Consider the following 18,369-nt stretch of genomic DNA (forward strand, 5'->3'; position numbering starts at 1 on the left):
GATTAAACTCATGAGCGACCTTCTTAATGAAATTCAGGATCAGATTTGTTTATTAACTATAAATCGAGTAAGCAAACATAATGCCTTTGATAATCATCTCCTTGCCGAGATGCAAGTTCAGCTTGACTCAGCAATCAACAATGACAAAGTACGGGTTATTGTACTTAAAGCAAATGGGAAACACTTTTGTGCCGGCGCAGATTTAGCCTGGATGCAAAGCATGATTGGGTACGACGAAGAACAAAATGTAAAAGACACGATGATACTGGCTAACTTAATGTATTCGTTGAATCAAAGCAGCAAACCGACAATTGCCATGATACATGGATCTGCATTTGGTGGAGGAGCAGGACTTGCAGCTGCCTGTGACATTGCCGTAGCAGCACATACTGCCCGCTTTTGTTTTTCTGAAGCTAAATTAGGATTGATTCCTGCAGTTATAAGCCCCTATGTTGTAAAAGCTATTGGGGAGCGAGCCGCACAAATGATGTTTATGTCCGCTGAAATTTTTGATGCGGCACGAGCCTTATCCCTGAATTTAGTGCAGCATCTTGTTCCAGAGGATAGTTTATTGGACTTTACACTCAATTATGCCAAACAAATAAGTAATAATGCCCCTGAGGCAGTTACAATGTCCAAAAAATTGGTTCGATATGTTGTTAATAAACCCATCGATGAAGAACTGGTTTACTACACTGCCACGCTCATCGCTCAAAAGAGAGTTTCCGCTGAAGGACAAAAAGGTCTTCATGCATTTTTAAATAAAGAAACACCTAACTGGAACTAGGAACTTGCATGTTTAATAAAATTCTAATTGCTAATAGAGGTGAGATAGCCTGCAGAATCATTAAAACTGCGCGATCCATGGGGATTCATACCGTAGCAATTTACTCATCCGCAGACCAAAACAGTTTGCATGTACAATTGGCTGATAGCGCCTGTTACGTTGGTGAAGCCGCTGCAAAAGACAGCTATTTGAATATAGATCATATTATTCAAGCCGCAAAAGAGAGCGGCGCTGAAGCAATTCACCCTGGCTATGGTTTTTTATCTGAAAATCCCGGATTTGCGAAAGCCTGTGAACAGGCAGGAATTATCTTTATAGGACCGTCTATTGAAGCAATGGAGGCTATGGCTTCAAAACAGTTAGCAAAACAGCTCCTTGAAAAAACCAATGTGCCGTTAACCCCAGGTTACCATGGCCTTGAGCAGTCAGAAGAAAAACTACTGGCCGAAGCACGATCAATTGGTTTTCCTGTACTGATAAAAGCAGCCAATGGCGGTGGCGGTAAAGGAATGAGATCCGTTTATAGTGAAGCCGAATTCAGTGATAGTCTAGCAGGAGCTAAAAGAGAGTCTCTGGCCAGTTTTGCTGATGACACGATGATCATTGAAAAACTGGTACTCAATCCTCGTCACGTTGAATTACAAATCATCGCGGACAATCACGGAGCTGTTGTTCATCTTTTTGAAAGGGATTGTTCGATTCAACGACGGCATCAAAAAATAATTGAAGAAGCCCCTGCTCCCAATTTAACTGATTCCATGCGAAAAAGATTGGCTGATGCAGCATGCGAAGTGGCACGTTCTATTCATTATAGAGGCGCAGGTACAGTCGAGTTTCTGGTAGATGACACAGATCAGTTCTATTTTATGGAAATGAATACCAGACTCCAGGTCGAACATCCAGTGACAGAAATGATTACCGGGATTGATCTGGTTGCCTGGCAATTTAAAATCGCGGCTAATGAGCACCTTCCCCTGGATCAAAGTGACATTATCGCCAAAGGACATGCAATCGAATGTCGTATCTATGCCGAAGATCCCTTTAATGGTTTTATCCCATCCATTGGACAATTGAATTTTCTTCAAGAGCCTTCTGGAGATGGACTTCGTATTGATACTGGTGTGAAGCTTAATTCTCAGATTACCATGTATTATGATCCCATGATCGCCAAACTGATCGCATGGGGACAGAATAGAGAAGAAGCACTTCAACGTTTGAATCAGGCACTCTCACATTATTTCATTGGGGGAGTTAAAACCAACATCCCATTTTTGCAAGCTATCTGCCGTCACCCCAAATTTAAAAAAGCCGAGCTAAGTACCGATTTTTTAAGTAATGAACAGATTAACTTATCAACTCCAGATCGACAATCAGCGTTAAAAATGGCAATTGCATATGATTATGTGAATACCGTAAATAACATCAAAGATCCTCTGCTTAAAGACTCTTTTGCTTGGCAAATGCATACTCAGGGACACTGGATATGGCGTTATCAACATGAAGGAACCGTTACTGAAGCCCTTATTACACCGATTGACAGAACGAGTTTCAAACTCAACTTAAATAATAATGAACAGGTTATAACCACTCAGCTTGATAACAACCATCTAAAAATCGAAACGGACCGACATCAATATCAAGTCACTGTTGAAAATAAGGATTCGTATTTAACCATATATTCTGAACGGGGCCAGATAAGTATTGAACGATTTCGTTGGAATAAACTGGACGCGCATACAACGTTGCATAAAGGCCAATTAACAGCCCCAATGCCGGCAACAGTTGTTGCTATTCTGAAAAAAGCGGGTGAACCGGTTAAAGCAGGTGAGCGTTTAATTGTTCTGGAAGCAATGAAAATGGAGCACACTATTCATGCTCCTGTCGATGGAGTGCTGTTAGATATATTCTATACAGTGGGTGCACAGGTAAATGAAGGGGCGGAATTGCTTTCACTCAGTGAATCTGAGTCATAAACTACTGAGATTATTATGGACTATCCACAACACGTGACAATTATAGAAGTAGGACCTCGTGATGGCCTGCAAAATGAGTCATCCTTTGTATCCACTGAACACAAAATTGATCTCATCAATAAACTCAGTCAAACAGGTCTAAAACATATTGAAACAACCAGCTTCGTATCCCCTAAAGCAATACCGCAATTAGCAGATGGCGAACTGGTGTATCGATCGATTATGAAAGATCCCTCTGTATCTTATTCAGCACTTGTTCCCAATGAACGCGGAATGATGAAAGCGCTGGAAGCCGGTGTTCGCGAGATTGCAGTATTCACAGCGGCAAGTGAATTATTTAACCAAAGAAACATCAATTGTTCCATTCAGGAAAGTATTGAACGATTCAAACCCGTCCTTGAACTGGCTAAAGCCAACGAAATCAAAGTCAGAGGTTATATTTCCTGTGTTCTGGGTTGCCCATATCAGGGTGAAGTAAAACCAGAAATGGTTGCTGAAGTCACTCAAAAGTTACTTGATCTGGGCGTGGACGAAATTTCGCTCGGCGATACTATAGGCGTAGGAACTCCCAGACAAACCCAATTAGTATTGGATAAGGTTCTAAAACTCATCCCGTTAGGCCAGTTAGCCATGCACTTTCATGATACCTACGGTCAGGCAATCGCCAATATATACGCATCCCTACATCACGGTGTGTACCGTTTCGACAGCTCCGTTGCCGGTCTTGGTGGCTGTCCGTATGCCCGAGGAGCAAGCGGTAACGTTGCTACCGAAGATGTGCTTTATTTAATGCACGGTTTAGGAATAAATACCGGGGTAGATATATTTAAAATCGTAGCGGCCGGAGATATGATTTGTAAGATTTTGGGACGTAAAAATCAATCCAAAGTCGCAAATGCGTTACTGGCGAATCCCTGTAATTAATTAACACGACTCATCCTGGCCTGATTGCCGCCCAAAGGACAATTCAGGGAAGTAGGAAGCAAGAGAGAACAATTCATGAATGAAATAGTATGGACTCCTAAAAACCCACAAAATACGCGCATGGGACAATTTATGCTGTTCGCAGCACAACAGAATTGTCAAATATTCGAAAACTACCAGGATCTCCACTCCTGGTCTATCAAACATCCCGAATCATTCTGGCAAACTTTATGCGATTTTTTTAAACTGACTTTCGATACCCCACCCCATCAGATACTCAATTACTATGAAACCATGCTGGATGCGCGTTGGTTTAGTGGCGCTCGATTTAATTTTGCACAAAAGCTGTTATCACGCAGAGATGATCATCCAGCAATAATCAGCGTTAACGAGGATAATAAACAACAAGTAATCAGCTATGAACAATTATATGATCACGTTGCTCAATGCGCTGCTGGGCTTAAAGCGATAGGTGTTGTTGCCGGCGACAGAGTTGCTGCTCTGATGCCTAACATTCCGTTAACAATTATCGCCATGTTGGCAACGACCTCAATAGGTGCTGTCTGGTCTTCATGCTCACCTGATTTTGGAGCACAAGCAGCAATTGACCGATTGGGACAAATCGAACCCAAGGTACTGTTTATTTGTGATGGACATCAATATCAGGGAAAAATCCACAGCGGTGCTGAAAAAATTGTTCAATTAAAAAAAGCGATTTCGTCCTTAGTACAAATCGTGGTTTGCCCCAACATCCATGAAGAGATTAATTTTACGGACATACCCAATGCTTTATATTGGAAGGACTTTATAAAACCCGCCACAGAGTGCGAGTTTGAATCACTCCCTTTTGATCATCCGGTTTATATACTGTTTTCATCAGGTACTACTGGAAAACCCAAATGCATTATCCATGGAGCTGGAGGAACACTAATACAACATATTAAAGAATTGGGATTGCACACCGATCTACGTGATACCGATAATTTATGTTTTTATACAACCTGTGGCTGGATGATGTGGAATTGGACTGTTTCCGCTCTGGCACTTGGTGTTACTCTCACTTTATATGAAGGTTCACCCACTTATCCTGAGACCAATCGATTATTCAAATTAATTGATGAAAAACGCATTACCGTTTTTGGTACCAGCGCAAAATTCATTTCTTCCATTGAAAAAGCAGGCGTCAAGCCAAAAGAAGAATGCAACCTCTCTCAACTGAGATGCATTCTCTCTACAGGCTCACCATTACTTCACAAAAATTATGATTTTGTTTACGAACATATTAAAAATGACGTCCAGCTCAGTTCAATTTCTGGTGGTACTGACATTATCTCCTGCTTTGCCTTGGGTAACCCGATACTTCCTGTATATCGAGGCGAGTTGCAGTGTATTGGTTTAGGTATGGCCGTAGATGTATTTGATGAAGAAGAACATTCAGTACGTCAAACCCGCGGTGAATTAGTCTGCACGAAACCTTTTCCATCCATGCCTGTTGGATTTTGGAATGATAAAGATAAAGTAGCCTACACCAATGCCTATTTTGCCCGTTTTCCTGGTGTATGGGCTCATGGTGATTTTGCCGAGATTTCAGAACACGATGGCCTGATCATTTATGGACGCTCTGATGCAGTATTAAATCCTGGCGGAGTTCGAATAGGTACTGCTGAAATCTATAGACAGGTTGAAAAGGTAGAAGCAGTTATAGACAGTATAGTCATCGGACAGGATTGGCAGGATGATGTGCGTATAGTTCTATTTGTTAAATTACGCGAAGGGACAATTCTCGATGAAGAGTTGATTCAATCCATTAAACACACCATTAGTGAAAATGCCTCCCCCAGGCATGTGCCCGCCAAAATACTCCAGGTTACAGATATTCCGCGTACAATCAGTGGAAAAATCGTTGAAGTAGCGGTTAGACAGGTTGTTCATGACCTACCTGTGCAGAATTTACAATCTCTGGCTAATCCTCATGCCTTGGAATATTTTAAAAATCGTAACGAGTTGAAGAGTTAATTATAATTTAGTCGCATTTAAGATCGAAACCGAAATAACGTCCTGCGCTTGCGTTAATCAAGCGATTCGTTTGATACAATAAGAGGACATTATTTCGGTCTATATCTTTATTTAATTGGTGAATTCAGGATAATACTTTGTATACATAGTCAGATTGTGTATAATATCAACCAGCGTCGATTTGAAAACTCAGCTTGCGGACGCTCAAAAGAGTTAACTTTTTTGAAAATACGGCTAAAGCGGGCAGTCTATTATATCCCTCTAAGTCTTCCGCAGCATATTCCAGGTTATTGTTATGATTGAATTGTGTGGAGTAACTAAATCTTTCTCAGGCAAACCAGCCCTTCAAGATATTAATTTATTTATTCAGGAAGGTGAAATTTTTGGCATCATTGGTAAAAGTGGTGCTGGGAAATCTACTTTATTACGCTGTATTAATTTACTGGAACGGCCTGACCATGGCGATGTCCTCATTGACGGACAAAACTTGATGAATATGTCCAGAAAGGACTTAGCATTGGCTCGTCATAAAATCGCCATGATTTTCCAACATTTTAACCTGTTAAATTCTAAAAATGTTTATGACAATATTGCACTGCCCATGCGCATTCAAGGTATGGATGAAGAGTCCATTAGTACAAAAATTAATGAGCTGTTGCCTATAGTAGAATTAACAGATAAAAGAAATGCTTACCCTTCACAACTCAGCGGTGGACAAAAACAACGGGTAGCTATCGCACGCGCATTAAGCTGTTCTCCTAAAATCCTACTTTGTGATGAAGCAACCTCAGCCCTTGATCCTGAAACAACTGATTCAATTCTGAGCTTATTAAAAAAAATCAACACTTTATACGGAATTACCATCGTCATAATTACCCATGAAATGGATGTAGTGAAACGAATATGCAGCAGACTGGCTGTTATGGTCAATGGCTCAATAATCGAGACTACTGCCCTATCGAATGTATTTAACAACCAGGACAGTTTGGCGCGCACGATGCTTTATGCTCAACTCAGCCCGGAACTACCTACATGCCTGACCAGCAGACTGGCTGGATATGCAACTGAAAAACCTTTGCTTCGATTATTTTTCCAGGGTGAAGAAGCAACCGTTCCTTTTATAAGCCAAACCAGTCGTGAGTTAAATATCGACATCAATATTTTACTGGCAAATATCGATCGTTTCGATTCGGTCACCTGCGGAGTCCTGGTCGTTGAGTTAACTGCAAACCCATTATTGCTCGACGCATTCCTGGAGCGCTGTAAACAAGTCGATTTAACTGTGGAGATCTTAGGTTATGTCCTACCCGATGGTATATGATTTACTCAATGCAACCGGTGAAACACTGTATATGGTGATCACCAGCACATTTTTTGCAGTACTGCTGGGATTGCCTTTAGGCACGTTGCTTTATTCAAGTAAACGTATCAAACCCAATCCCAAGATGCATAAAATACTTTCCGCAATAATTAATGTATTTCGTTCTATCCCTTTTATTATTTTGTTAGTAGCTATAATTCCATTAACTCGTCTCATAGTGGGTACCTCTATCGGAATGAATGCAGCAATAGTACCCTTAACTCTCGGAGCTACCCCATTTTTTGCACGCCTGGTAGATAATGTATACCAAAGTTTACCTTCTGGCCTGATCGAAACGGGTTATGCGATGGGAGCCAGCACAGGTCAGATTATCTATCATATCTTATTGCCTGAAGCAAAACCTGGCCTAATCCATGCGATCACTGTAACTGCAATTACTCTAGTAAATTATTCTGCGATGGCAGGAACGGTTGGAGCTGGTGGATTAGGAACATTAGCAATTAACTATGGATATCAACGCTTTAACGCCGGTATCATGTTTTCAACAGTAGTTGTTTTAATAATTTTAGTTCAGCTCATGCAAATGGGTGGAGACTATTTGGCAAAACGGTTTTTACATCACTAATTGAGAGATTCATAATGCGAATTCTAAGTTATCTGGTTTTAATATTAAGTCTGGTTGCCTGTAGCAGCAAACCCTCTCCGAATACACTGGTCATAGGAACCATAGCTGGGCCTGAAACGGAACTCATTGAAACAGCTAAAGAAGTAGCTGAAAAAGACTATGGCTTAACCATAAAAATTGTTGAGTTCAATGATTACAATCTGCCTAATGAAGCCCTGCAAGATGGTAGCCTGGATGCCAATGTATACCAGCATTTACCTTATCTGAAAGCTGCAATTCTAGCGCATGGTTATAATCTGCAAGCTATAGGAAGAACCTTTGTCTATCCAATGGGTATTTATTCCAAAAAATACAAATCTCTGGAAGATATTCCCGAGAACAGTATTATTGCGGTACCTAATGATCCCAGTAATGAAATGCGTGCCTTTTTATTGTTGGAAGATTCTCATTTAATTACATTAAAAGATGCGACCAATGCGGGTGTGCCAAGCTTAGAAAGCAATCCAAAGAAATTACAATTTAAAGAAATGGATGCAGCTCAATTGCCTAGAGTACTACCTGATGTTGCTGCAGCAGTCATCAACACCACATTTGCTCTGCCTGCAGGTTTAAATCCAAGCAAAGATGCATTGTATACAGAGGGTAAAGACTCTCCTTATGCCAATATTATCGTGATACGCAAGGATACCCAAAAGAGACCTCAGCTGGAATTATTTGTCAAAGCTCTGAATTCAGATGAAGTCAAAGACAAAGCCAAAAAACTGTTCGGTGATGCAGCAATACCTGCCTGGTAATCATAACATTAATAATCAGTGCAGACGGGTCTTACAATAGATCCAACTGCCCAATTTAAGGTCAATATACCCCCTCGAATTTGAGGGGGTATTTACTGATAATTAACTTAATTTTTTCTTAATTAAACCATGTTATACTTCAAATAACTCATCCAGTTATTAGGTGAACACTATGCCAGGCCCACTACTATCAAGAATACCATTAATTGGGAAACATCTATTTTCCAATGAATATGTAAATAAACTGACGCCTACTGCCCTTGACAATCTCGGTCAAACCTACCGAAATCTAATCGGTCTGGGAAATAATCTCACGTTTGCAAGTGGCGCTTTTAAAACACTGGATAAACAAAGAAATTCGGATAATGATGAGATACCCGTTAAATCTAAAGGGCCATACGGAGCGTCACTTCTTGATAAAATAAATGACAACTCAAATCCAGATGCAGCCAATGCAGCTAAAGAGGTAAAAAACAAAATCGCTGAAGTTCTGGTACCCAGCGATGCTTATGAAAAAGCGATGAAGAAATTTAATGAGAATTTAGCAACATTCAAAGACTTGGTAAAGCAAATTCCCGGTGGAAAGTTTGGCGCAGAAGATATAATAGGTACATTTAAATACTATATTGATAAATCAAGAACAGCTATTGTAGCGCAACAAGATCTTGATAAACAAATGTTAACTGCTCAATTTGATGACAACGATTTTAAAGACAATTTAATGAAGGCATACAACATTGCTAAAACTGATACGGATGCGGATAAACGAATAGGCGATCTTAAAACCAGTATGCTTAATGATCTTTCTGCATCACACAAAAAGCAATTAGCTGAATTTGATAAATCCACCACTGAAGCAATCAATAAGCTTCATCAAGCTTCGGCTGAAGAATACAAGCAAATGGGATTGATCGAAACACTACGCAGGGCTAATGCAGACAACGTTGCAATGCTTGAACAAATTGCAGAAGAAAATAGAGCCAAACATCCACTTCCTGCTAATGGATCCAGAAATGGTATTGCCACTTATTCCGATACTGAAATTAAAGCGAAACTGGCTTACGCCAAATTGGAAGATATAAAAGCCTTTAAATCGATGACCGGGATGAAAATTGAACAGCCTCAACCTGGTGTATTTAGATTTCACTTTGACATGTTAAGTCCCAGATATTACCAGAGCCTGGCGCAAAAACCGCTTACCGATTTTTTATTAGTGTCGCAAATGATTAGAGCTCAAGGCAACGATAAGATCACCTGGACTATTGAAATTGAAAATAAAGAAACGTTGATGGAAAGAGCAAAACAGGCTGTTGAAGGATCTGTAAGAGCTGGTTTTGAACTAGGTAAAATTGAGATTCGCGACAAGTCAGGTAAAGAACTCAAGCTTGAAGAAATATTTAAAGACGATCCTGAATCTTATAAAAGGATAAGTCAAAGAGCGGCTGAAATAAAACAGGAACTTTCAAGTATACCCACACCTGTAGTCAAATCAGCAAAAAATGATACAGTAAAAGCTGCTATAAAGGATATTAAAGAACAATATAAGGCAAATCCACCTCCAGAAGAAAAAGAAGAAGAGCAGGAAGTGGAAGAAGAACGAACAGGAGCAGCTCCTAAGTAATAGATTTAGAGTTTAACCTGCCCAGAATTCCTATCTATTTCAAAGGTCATCAATCACAGTTTTCTCGGACTCAAGACGAGAGAGCTGTGACATTTATCTCACACAACTCTGTACAAAAAATTCCACTGTCCCAAACAGCTAAAATCTGCTATTTTTTATAGGCAATCAACGGCAAAGTTGATACAATAATTTTCGTATCTTATTATAATATATGAATATTTTATAAGATAACTATTATCAATAATTAATGTTGCAACTCCTTTTACAGAAATGGAATTCAACGGGTTGGCTAGGGAGATGGCTATGAGTACTCGTGGTTTTGATGACTTTGATACAGATATTGAAGATGTAAGTGAGGCAGCACCAGTTATTCCAGAACCAAGTCCTTCTACAAAATTGGAACGACGCAGAAAAATAGAAGATTTATTTGAAGAAAAGCGATTAAGAGAAGAACTTGAAGAGTTTGGTTAAATGTACTGAGTATGACATTACATTTATTCAACGGCAAAATAACCAAGCCGCGACTGTAAGGAAGCCGAACAGTAGGATAGCCGTATAGTTACTTATGCGGCAATTATATCGTGGATAACTTAACCTGTTTTATTAAAATAGATATCAAATCGAACAGTCTTACCTTCGATGCTGCTATCAGGCACCATCAAAGGTTTTATTTTTTGTGGCCATTTTACAACAACTCTTTGTCTTGCATGAGATATGGCCACTTTTATTAAGTCTAATGCATCTTCATCAGTTCCGATCATCTGCTGTAACGCCTGCATGTCTTTTTTAACCAGAGCCGATTTAGTACGCTGTGGATGCATGGGATCGATATAAATAACGTCTGGATAATCCATATCGGCAAGATTATTTAAATAAAAACGAGCATCAGAAGCATAAAGTGATACCTTTAACTTTTGTTTGTCCAACTCATTCTGATGGAGAATTGCATCGGATAACAATGCAGCCATTAGCGGGTTACGCTCCAACATTACAACCTGTGCCCCAAAACTGGCTAAAATCGCAGAATCTCTTCCCCACCCTGCTGTAGCATCCAGGATTTTAACGCCTTGAGCAGGCTTACAAGCACGAATTAGACCTTGTTTTTTCCCCTCCGATCGTCTTTTATTCCAGGTCGACGCACTAAAATCTGCAGATAAAAGTGAGAAATTGGGTATTTTCAAAGCCAACTTATTTGAAGTTACATACAAACAGGTAGCGGCTTCTTTATCCAGAGTAAAATCAAGTTGCTTTGCCAGAAGAGCTGCTTCCTCTCTCAATTCCTCGCGTTCATATCCAACTGTTGTTATAGCACTCATGATTGCGACAAAAACTGATCGACATACTCTGCCAGGGAATTGTAGACAGGCACCTCAGGATATGCATTTAATCCGATAAGATCAGTCATCGAAGACAACACCATAACCGGACTTGCTCCAGCTGCATATGCAGCCTCAATATCAGATACTCGATCACCAATAAAAGGAACATTCTCAAGAGAACAATTAAACCTTTTAGCTAAGGCCAACAACATTCCAGGATTTGGTTTACGACAACAACAATGCTCTGATGGAAGATGTATGCAATATTCAATCGCATCAATCTTGCCACCAGCAGATTGGACTGCCAGAATCATTTTCAAGTGAATTGCTGCCAGTTCATCTTCGGTATAAAGTCCTCTGGAAACACCTGACTGATTGGTAGCCACACCAATGGCGTATCCTGCCTTGCTCAGACGAGCAATAGCTTCTACGCTATCAGGAATCAGGATGAACTCATCTACACACTTTATATAGTGTAGTGAGTCCTGATTTATTATACCGTCACGATCCAGTAAAATTAATTGAGTCATAACAACTGTAACATTGAAATATCAGCAACGCCTTGTAGTAAATTATTTAATTTTGATAACAAGGCCAGACGATTCTTTTTCACTGCCGTATCTTCTACCATAACCATTACATGATCAAAAAATGCATCTACAGGCTCTTTAAGGCTGGCTAACTGTTTAAGCAATGAACCATAGTTGGCATCTCTATATAAAGAATCAGTAGATTCTGTTACCGATTTTATATGAGTATACAGTGCTTTTTCGGCCCCTTCCTCTAGAATATTGACATTGATCTCCGCTTCCAAATCGCTTTTGTCTGCATGAGCCAATAGATTATTCACCCGTTTACATGCGGCAGAAAGCGATGCGGCTTCAGGCAGGGTAATAAAAAGTTTCAAAGCATTCAGTCGCAAATCCAAATCATAGAGCCAGTCGTCCTGTCGAGCACGTACAGCTTGTACCAGATCAGCACTCACTCCCTGGCCTTGATAATAGGATTGCAGTCTCTCAAGGATAAATACCTTTAATTCAAGAGCAGCGGTCTTATCCATACTGACCGTATCGCCATAGTTTACTATGGCTTCATCAATCAATGTAGCTAAATTAAGAGGTAAAGGTGTCGCTATTAATAATCGGACTACAGCCAAAGCATGTCGTCGCAATTTGAACGGATCTTTCACTCCGGATGGTTTTTGGCCAATAGCGAAAATACCAACTAATGTATCGATTCTATCAGCTAATGACAGTGCCAGTCCTAATCCTGATTCAGGAAGCATATCAGCAGCAAATCGAGGCATATATTGCTCGTTCAAAGCGTGTGCCACCGTAAGGTCTTCACCGTCATTTAACGCATAATAATAACCCATCAATCCTTGTAACTCAGGAAACTCGCCAACCATACCCGTCATCAGATCGCATTTACTTAATATCGCAGCGCGTTCTGCTTGCTTAATTGATAAATTAAGAGCCTGACTTAAATGATGCATCAACGCTTTTACCCGTAACGCCTTATCATGTAAAGTTCCAAGTTTTACCTGAAACACTACCTGTTCTGTTGAAGGTATATGTTCACTTAAAGGTTGCTTTTTATCCTGTCTGAAAAAAAATGCGGCATCACTTAATCTCGCACGCATCACTTTTTCATTACCTGCTACTACCTGCTGAGGGTTGGAACTGGCTATATTCGCTACTGTAATAAAATGCGGTAACAATGTACCGTGCTTATCCTTCAAGGCAAAACATTTTTGATGAGATTGCATTGAAGCAATTAATGCTTCAGCCGGGACATCCAGAAACTCTTTTTCAAAATTAGCTACTAATGCCTGAGGCCATTCCACTATAGAGGTGACCTCATTAACCAAATCTTCAGGCATAATTGCACTGGCATGTAGCGACTCAGCTAATTGATTCACTTGCTCTTGAATCATACTTCGACGCGTTGCAAAATCAGCGATAACAAACGATTCACGCAGTTGATCTTCATAACTTCGAGCGTTGGTTATTTTTATTTTTTGTGGATGGTGAAATCGATGTCCACGACTTTCACGTCCAGACTTAACACCAAGAATCTCATGCTCAAGAACTTCATCACCATAAAGCATTACCGCCCAATGAACGGGTCTGGCAAACTCTTCATCACCATCACCCCATCGCATGGGTTTAGCAATAGGAAGAGAGGCTATGGATTGAGCAACCAATGATGGTAATAAGGTCTTTGTTTGTGAACCTGTGTTTTGAATGTCACAAACCATCCAATCGCCCTTATCCGTTTGAATTCGGGTCAGTGCTTCCACAGAGACACCGCAGGATTTTGCAAAACCTGTTAATGCAGGAGTAGGATTTCCATCCTTATCATACGCTGCAACCGCAGCTGGTCCTTTACGAGTCACCGTCTGACTTTCTTGCTCTGACTGTAAATCTCGAATTACAACAGCCAATCGTCTCGGAGTAGCGAATCGTTTCACTTCTCCATAACTTAGTTGCGCTTTATCTAATGCAGCGAGTAATTGATTAGCAAATTCATCAGCCAAAGGCCAGACTGCAGCTGAGGGTAACTCTTCGCACCCTAACTCAAAAATAAAATCATTGACCATCACACACCTTTTGCATAGGGAAGCCCAAAGCTTCTCGAGCTTGATAATAAGCCTGAGCTACTGCTCTTGAAAGCTGTCTTACACGAAGAATAAAACGTTGTCTTTCAGTAACGGATATTGCTTTACGTGCATCAAGTAAATTGAATGAATGTGAAGCTTTCATTACCATTTCATAAGCAGGAAGGGGCAGCTGCAAAGAAATCAGTTTTTGTGCCTCACTTTCGTAATAATCAAATTGTTTAAATAATTCTTCAACATTGGCATGCTCAAAATTATATGCCGACATTTCAACTTCATTTTGATGAAATACATCACCATAAGTCACAATACCCTGTGAATTTTTACACCAGGGTAATTCAAACAAATTATCAACACCCAAGACAAACATGGATATTCGTTCAAGTCCATAAGTTAATTCGCCAGTGACGGGTTTACATGCCAAACCACCTACCTGTTGGAAATAGGTAAACTGAGAAACCTCCATACCATTTTGCCAGACTTCCCAACCTAACCCCCATGCGCCCAATGTTGGGGACTCCCAGTTATCCTCAACAAAGCGAATATCATCCGCCAGTGGATCAACACCCAAAGCGCGCAATGAATCAAGATATTTTTCCTGAATGTCCAGAGGAGAAGGTTTGAGTACTACCTGAAATTGATAGTAATGCTGAACTCTATTGGGGTTTTCACCATAACGTCCATCAGTAGGTCTTCTGGAGGGTTGCACGTAAGCCGCTGACCACGGTTCAGGACCAATAGCCCTTAAAAAAGTTGCAGGATGAAAAGTACCTGCCCCAACTTCCATATCCAGAGGTTGTAACAAAACACAACCTTGAGCAGCCCAATATTGCTGCAGCGTTAATATGATTTCTTGAAATGTAGTTGGTTTTGTCATGAAAATCTCAAAATTAACAAGTACGAGGTTTAGCGTAACACCCCGAATAATCTTATTGCTTGATGATACATATCATCAACCCGAATTAAATTTATTGAGACTACGCACAACATAGTCTCAATAAATCAGTACTTTTGGTAATTCATTTCGTTCGGGACAACGGTTTTAGATCCCGCATCACTCAGATGGGTTACTGAATTACTCTAGTTTCCAGCTGCTTTCTTTATAAGTTCCTGTAATGACTCTTCACTTGCTGCACCGGGAATAAATGAAGGCTCAGTTCCCGTTTTAAATTTGCCATCAGGAGTAGATGCAACGATAAAAGCAGGAGTTCCCATCAAGTGTAATTTTTCAGCCAATTGTCGATTCGCTTCCAGAATATCAGTTACATCTTTACTGTCCATGTCTTTCTTCAGCTTATCCATATTCAAGCCTAATGATTTAGCAGCATCCATGACTAATTGATCATCAAGACGCTTTTCAATTTTCAATAAGGCCTCATGCATAGGTTGATATTTACCTTGCATGCCTGCAGCAAGAGCGGCTCTTGAAGCCATTTCAGAGCTTTTGCCAAAAATAGGGAATTCTTTATAAATTACTCTTAAATCAGAATCTTTTTTAACTAAACTATCAATTATTGGAGACATTTTTTTACAGTGAATGCATTGATAATCGAAAAACTCTACTATGGTGACAGATCCCTTGGCATTACCCACCGTTGTCAGTTTACTTTGAAAGAGTTGATCTGCGTTTTCCAATATTGCGGACTGTGCCTGCTGTTGCATATTTTGTTGTTGCTTTTGTTGTAATGCTTGAGAAGCTTCCAACAGAACCTCCGGGTTACTGACCAGATAATCATGAACTATTTTTTCAATTTCTTTTTTTTGAGCATCAGACATAGGGGTGGTTGTAGCATCAGCGGCCATGGTCATGGGTGATACTAAAGAAGTTGCCAGTGCTCCTGCGGTTAAAAATTTTGAAAATTTCACACAATTCCCCTTATTAATGGTTAACTAATAATTTAAGTTAATATCGGCAGTTTACTCAAATAGATTCACTACCGCACTGAATTTTAATTGAATCCAGTTTCTTTAGCCAGTCGCACCCTAGCATCGACAAGAGAAAAATTCAACATTAAATAACGAATACTTACAAAGACTAATGCTCTTTTCGTTAACCTGGGTACAACCGTTACTTTAAAAATGAGAACATTCACCAACAACTGTTAAATTAGCATAGGCCAAAACCAGCCATTTTACCCCATGTTCACTAAATTTAACCTGCACTCGTGTATGAGCGCCACTTCCTTCAACCGCAAGAACAACACCTTGTCCAAATTTTGCATGAACGACATTTTGTCCCATCGGTATTCCTGAAGATTCGGCTGCCGAAGGAATTGGACTTCGTGAACTTGTCCCAGGCTTAAATCGTGCCTTGACACGCACTTCATCTATCAGTTGTTCGGGTAATTCACGTAAAAAACGTGATGGTCTATGATATTCCTCTCGCCCATATTGTCGCCGGACTTCAGCATAGGACAGGATCAGTTTGCGCATAGCCCGAGTCATTCCGACATAACACAGCCGACGCTCCTCTTCCAAACGCCCCGGCTCTTCTAGAGATTGCTTTCCTGGAAAGACCCCTTCTTCCATACCGACCAAAAATACTATGGGAAATTCAAGGCCTTTGGCTGCATGTAAGGTCATTAAATGGACGTAGCGTTCATGTTCCTCCGCCTGCATCTCACCGGCTTCAAGTGATGCATGAGCTAAAAATGCATTGACCAGAGGTAGTTCATCTTCTTCATCCTGCTCGTATCGGAATTGTTTGGCCGCATTAATTAACTCCTGAAGGTTATCGAGCCGTGACTCCGATTTATCCCCTTTAATTTTGCTAAAGTGTGCATAAAGTCCACTTAATTGAATGACCTCTGATAATTGCTCATCCAATTCCATAGAGACCGTTTTAATCTGTAATCGTTCAATCAATTCAATAAATCGCGATAAGGACGAACCGGATCTCTGTGCCATTTCCCCTGATTGTAAAAGATGCTTCGCGGCATTCCATAATGAGCACTGCTCTGTTTTGGCATGATATCGCAAATCTTCCAGTGTTTTTTCGCCGATTCCACGAGTAGGGAAATTAACTACCCGCTCAAATGCCGTGTCATCATTGGTATTCACCAGCAAACGCAGATATGCCAAAGTATCTTTGACCTCTGCCCTATCAAAAAATCGTACTCCGCCATAAATTCGGTATGCAATCCCTGAACGCAATAATGCTTCTTCTAATACTCGTGATTGCGCATTTGAACGATACAGTATGGCAATTTCATCAGCGCTACATCCCTGGTTAATCTCCATCATAATCCGCTCTGCGACAAAGCGGGCTTCTTCCAACTCATTAAATGCACTGTATACAATTATTTTTTCACCAGTGCTCCCAGCAGTCCATAAGTCTTTACCCATACGTGAGTTGTTATTGGTAATTAATGCATTAGCTGCTTCAAGAATGGTCGCAGTCGAGCGATAATTTTGTTCTAATCTGATGATATGAGTATCTTTAAAATCTGTAGAAAATTTCTGAATGTTTTCTACCTTTGCGCCACGCCAGCCATAAATGGATTGATCGTCATCCCCTACCGCCAATACCGGAGTATTATCCCCTGCAAGCAAACGTATCCAGGCGTATTGGATCGTATTGGTATCCTGAAACTCATCAACCAGAATAGCCTGAAATCGTTGCCGGTAATGCGCCAGAATCTCCGGATTATCTCTCAATAATTCGTGGGTCCTCAATAAGAGTTCTGCAAAATCAATAACACCAGCTGTTTGACAAGCCTGCTCATAGGCACTATAGATTGCAACCAAAGTTTTTGTTGGCCCATAAGATAAGGCATTCACGTGTTGAGGTCTTATACCTTCATCTTTCCTGCCATTAATAAAAGACTGGGCTTGTTTTACTGGCCATTGATCAGAATCCAGATTTAACGAAGCGATGACTCTTTTTATCACTCGAGCCTGATCTTCAGAATCCAGAATATGGAACTGTTCTGGTAAACGAGCTTCCTGATAATGACGACGCAACAAACGGTGACATAAGCCATGGAATGTTCCAACCCAGAGCCCCATTATTGGTGCAGTCAGCATGCTGCTTAATCGTGTACGCATTTCACCAGCAGCCTTGTTTGTAAAAGTTACGGCCAGAATTCCATGTGGTGAAAGATGTTCTTTTTCGATTAACCAAGCAATACGACTTACCAATACTCGCGTTTTACCGCTCCCGGCGCCAGCCAAAACCAACATGTTGTTTAAAGGTGCGGTAACAGCTTCACATTGTCTTTCATTCAAGCCTTTAAGGAGTGCTGTCATGATCATAAATTAATTCCAATCGAACATAGAGAGCGCATTATCTTCAATTTAACTCATAAAGACAAAGGTAATATTCAGGTCTCTGATATAAATTTCAGCTGACACTGCTATTGCTTTAAAG

15 protein-coding genes are annotated in these 18,369 nt (G+C 40.4%); 9 read left to right on the top strand and 6 right to left on the bottom strand.

The window, feature by feature from the left end; genetic code table 11:
- The first annotated feature begins 10 nt into the window (after positions 1-10).
- From Lqua_RS07365 to Lqua_RS18435, 9 genes are all read left to right on the top strand, one after another.
- A complete protein-coding gene (locus tag Lqua_RS07365; protein ID WP_058473622.1) occupies positions 11-787 on the top strand; it encodes an enoyl-CoA hydratase-related protein in 777 nt (258 codons plus the stop codon).
- An 8-nt stretch (positions 788-795) separates the two neighbouring features.
- Positions 796-2,760 carry an acetyl/propionyl/methylcrotonyl-CoA carboxylase subunit alpha gene (locus Lqua_RS07370; RefSeq protein WP_058473623.1) on the top strand — a complete coding sequence of 655 codons (1,965 nt, stop codon included), beginning with the start codon at positions 796-798 and terminating at the stop codon, positions 2,758-2,760.
- 15 nt (positions 2,761-2,775) lie between these two features.
- Entirely contained in the window at positions 2,776-3,684 is a 909-nt protein-coding gene (locus Lqua_RS07375; RefSeq protein ID WP_058473624.1) for a hydroxymethylglutaryl-CoA lyase, read from the top strand.
- 75 nt (positions 3,685-3,759) lie between these two features.
- Positions 3,760-5,700, top strand: a complete 1,941-nt coding sequence (locus Lqua_RS07380; protein ID WP_058473625.1) for an acetoacetate--CoA ligase — start codon at positions 3,760-3,762, stop codon at positions 5,698-5,700.
- A 295-nt stretch (positions 5,701-5,995) separates the two neighbouring features.
- Positions 5,996-7,021 (top strand): methionine ABC transporter ATP-binding protein, encoded by a 1,026-nt coding sequence (locus Lqua_RS07385; RefSeq protein WP_058473626.1) that lies wholly within the window; start codon positions 5,996-5,998, stop codon positions 7,019-7,021.
- Positions 6,999-7,646, top strand: coding sequence for a methionine ABC transporter permease (locus Lqua_RS07390; RefSeq protein ID WP_058473627.1), 648 nt, complete (start codon positions 6,999-7,001; stop codon positions 7,644-7,646). Before Lqua_RS07385 ends, Lqua_RS07390 begins: the two co-directional genes overlap by 23 nt.
- A gap of 14 nt (positions 7,647-7,660) precedes the next feature.
- Complete coding sequence (locus tag Lqua_RS07395; protein ID WP_058473628.1) at positions 7,661-8,440, top strand: MetQ/NlpA family ABC transporter substrate-binding protein; 780 nt, start codon at positions 7,661-7,663, stop codon at positions 8,438-8,440.
- 172 nt (positions 8,441-8,612) lie between these two features.
- Positions 8,613-10,061 carry an HAD family hydrolase gene (locus Lqua_RS07400; protein ID WP_058473629.1) on the top strand — a complete coding sequence of 483 codons (1,449 nt, stop codon included), beginning with the start codon at positions 8,613-8,615 and terminating at the stop codon, positions 10,059-10,061.
- 303 nt (positions 10,062-10,364) lie between these two features.
- Positions 10,365-10,532, top strand: a complete 168-nt coding sequence (locus Lqua_RS18435) for a PA3496 family putative envelope integrity protein (RefSeq protein WP_165483187.1) — start codon at positions 10,365-10,367, stop codon at positions 10,530-10,532.
- Positions 10,533-10,651: 119 nt separating this feature from the next.
- Here Lqua_RS18435 and Lqua_RS07405 read toward each other — a convergent pair whose 3' ends face one another.
- From Lqua_RS07405 to uvrD, 6 genes are all read right to left on the bottom strand, one after another.
- On the bottom strand, positions 10,652-11,377 hold the full coding sequence (locus Lqua_RS07405; protein WP_058473630.1) for a class I SAM-dependent methyltransferase: 726 nt from the start codon (positions 11,375-11,377) through the stop codon (positions 10,652-10,654).
- Entirely contained in the window at positions 11,374-11,910 is a 537-nt protein-coding gene (gene gmhB / locus Lqua_RS07410) for a D-glycero-beta-D-manno-heptose 1,7-bisphosphate 7-phosphatase (RefSeq protein WP_058473631.1), read from the bottom strand. Before gmhB ends, Lqua_RS07405 begins: the two co-directional genes overlap by 4 nt.
- Positions 11,907-13,982, bottom strand: coding sequence for a glycine--tRNA ligase subunit beta (gene glyS / locus Lqua_RS07415; protein WP_058473632.1), 2,076 nt, complete (start codon positions 13,980-13,982; stop codon positions 11,907-11,909). The genes gmhB and glyS overlap by 4 nt, the downstream gene beginning before the upstream one ends.
- Positions 13,972-14,877, bottom strand: coding sequence for a glycine--tRNA ligase subunit alpha (gene glyQ / locus Lqua_RS07420; RefSeq protein WP_058473633.1), 906 nt, complete (start codon positions 14,875-14,877; stop codon positions 13,972-13,974). The genes glyS and glyQ overlap by 11 nt, the downstream gene beginning before the upstream one ends.
- 203 nt (positions 14,878-15,080) lie before the next feature.
- The gene (locus Lqua_RS07425; RefSeq protein ID WP_058473634.1) at positions 15,081-15,866 is read right to left on the bottom strand and encodes a DsbA family protein; all 786 of its coding nucleotides are present in this window, start codon (positions 15,864-15,866) and stop codon (positions 15,081-15,083) included.
- Between the two features lie 207 nt (positions 15,867-16,073).
- The gene (gene uvrD / locus Lqua_RS07430; RefSeq protein ID WP_058473635.1) at positions 16,074-18,254 is read right to left on the bottom strand and encodes a DNA helicase II; all 2,181 of its coding nucleotides are present in this window, start codon (positions 18,252-18,254) and stop codon (positions 16,074-16,076) included.
- Positions 18,255-18,369: the final 115 nt, after the last annotated feature.

The sequence above is a fragment of the Legionella quateirensis genome, assembly GCF_001467955.1.
Lineage (GTDB): Bacteria > Pseudomonadota > Gammaproteobacteria > Legionellales > Legionellaceae > Legionella > Legionella quateirensis.

Excerpts from the sequence above, each read along its gene's own strand:
- Lqua_RS07395 (WP_058473628.1), top strand. The coding sequence starts at position 7,661 with ATGCGAATTCTAAGTTATCTGGTTTTAATATTAAGTCTGGTTGCCTGT.
- Lqua_RS07365 (WP_058473622.1), top strand. The coding sequence starts at position 11 with ATGAGCGACCTTCTTAATGAAATTCAGGATCAGATTTGTTTATTAACT.
- Lqua_RS18435 (WP_165483187.1), top strand. The coding sequence starts at position 10,365 with ATGAGTACTCGTGGTTTTGATGACTTTGATACAGATATTGAAGATGTA.
- gmhB (WP_058473631.1), bottom strand. The coding sequence starts at position 11,910 with ATGACTCAATTAATTTTACTGGATCGTGACGGTATAATAAATCAGGAC.
- Lqua_RS07380 (WP_058473625.1), top strand. The coding sequence starts at position 3,760 with ATGAATGAAATAGTATGGACTCCTAAAAACCCACAAAATACGCGCATG.
- Lqua_RS07385 (WP_058473626.1), top strand. The coding sequence starts at position 5,996 with ATGATTGAATTGTGTGGAGTAACTAAATCTTTCTCAGGCAAACCAGCC.
- uvrD (WP_058473635.1), bottom strand. The coding sequence starts at position 18,254 with ATGATCATGACAGCACTCCTTAAAGGCTTGAATGAAAGACAATGTGAA.
- Lqua_RS07370 (WP_058473623.1), top strand. The coding sequence starts at position 796 with ATGTTTAATAAAATTCTAATTGCTAATAGAGGTGAGATAGCCTGCAGA.
- Lqua_RS07405 (WP_058473630.1), bottom strand. The coding sequence starts at position 11,377 with ATGAGTGCTATAACAACAGTTGGATATGAACGCGAGGAATTGAGAGAG.
- Lqua_RS07400 (WP_058473629.1), top strand. The coding sequence starts at position 8,613 with ATGCCAGGCCCACTACTATCAAGAATACCATTAATTGGGAAACATCTA.
- glyS (WP_058473632.1), bottom strand. The coding sequence starts at position 13,982 with ATGGTCAATGATTTTATTTTTGAGTTAGGGTGCGAAGAGTTACCCTCA.
- Lqua_RS07375 (WP_058473624.1), top strand. The coding sequence starts at position 2,776 with ATGGACTATCCACAACACGTGACAATTATAGAAGTAGGACCTCGTGAT.
- glyQ (WP_058473633.1), bottom strand. The coding sequence starts at position 14,877 with ATGACAAAACCAACTACATTTCAAGAAATCATATTAACGCTGCAGCAA.
- Lqua_RS07390 (WP_058473627.1), top strand. The coding sequence starts at position 6,999 with ATGTCCTACCCGATGGTATATGATTTACTCAATGCAACCGGTGAAACA.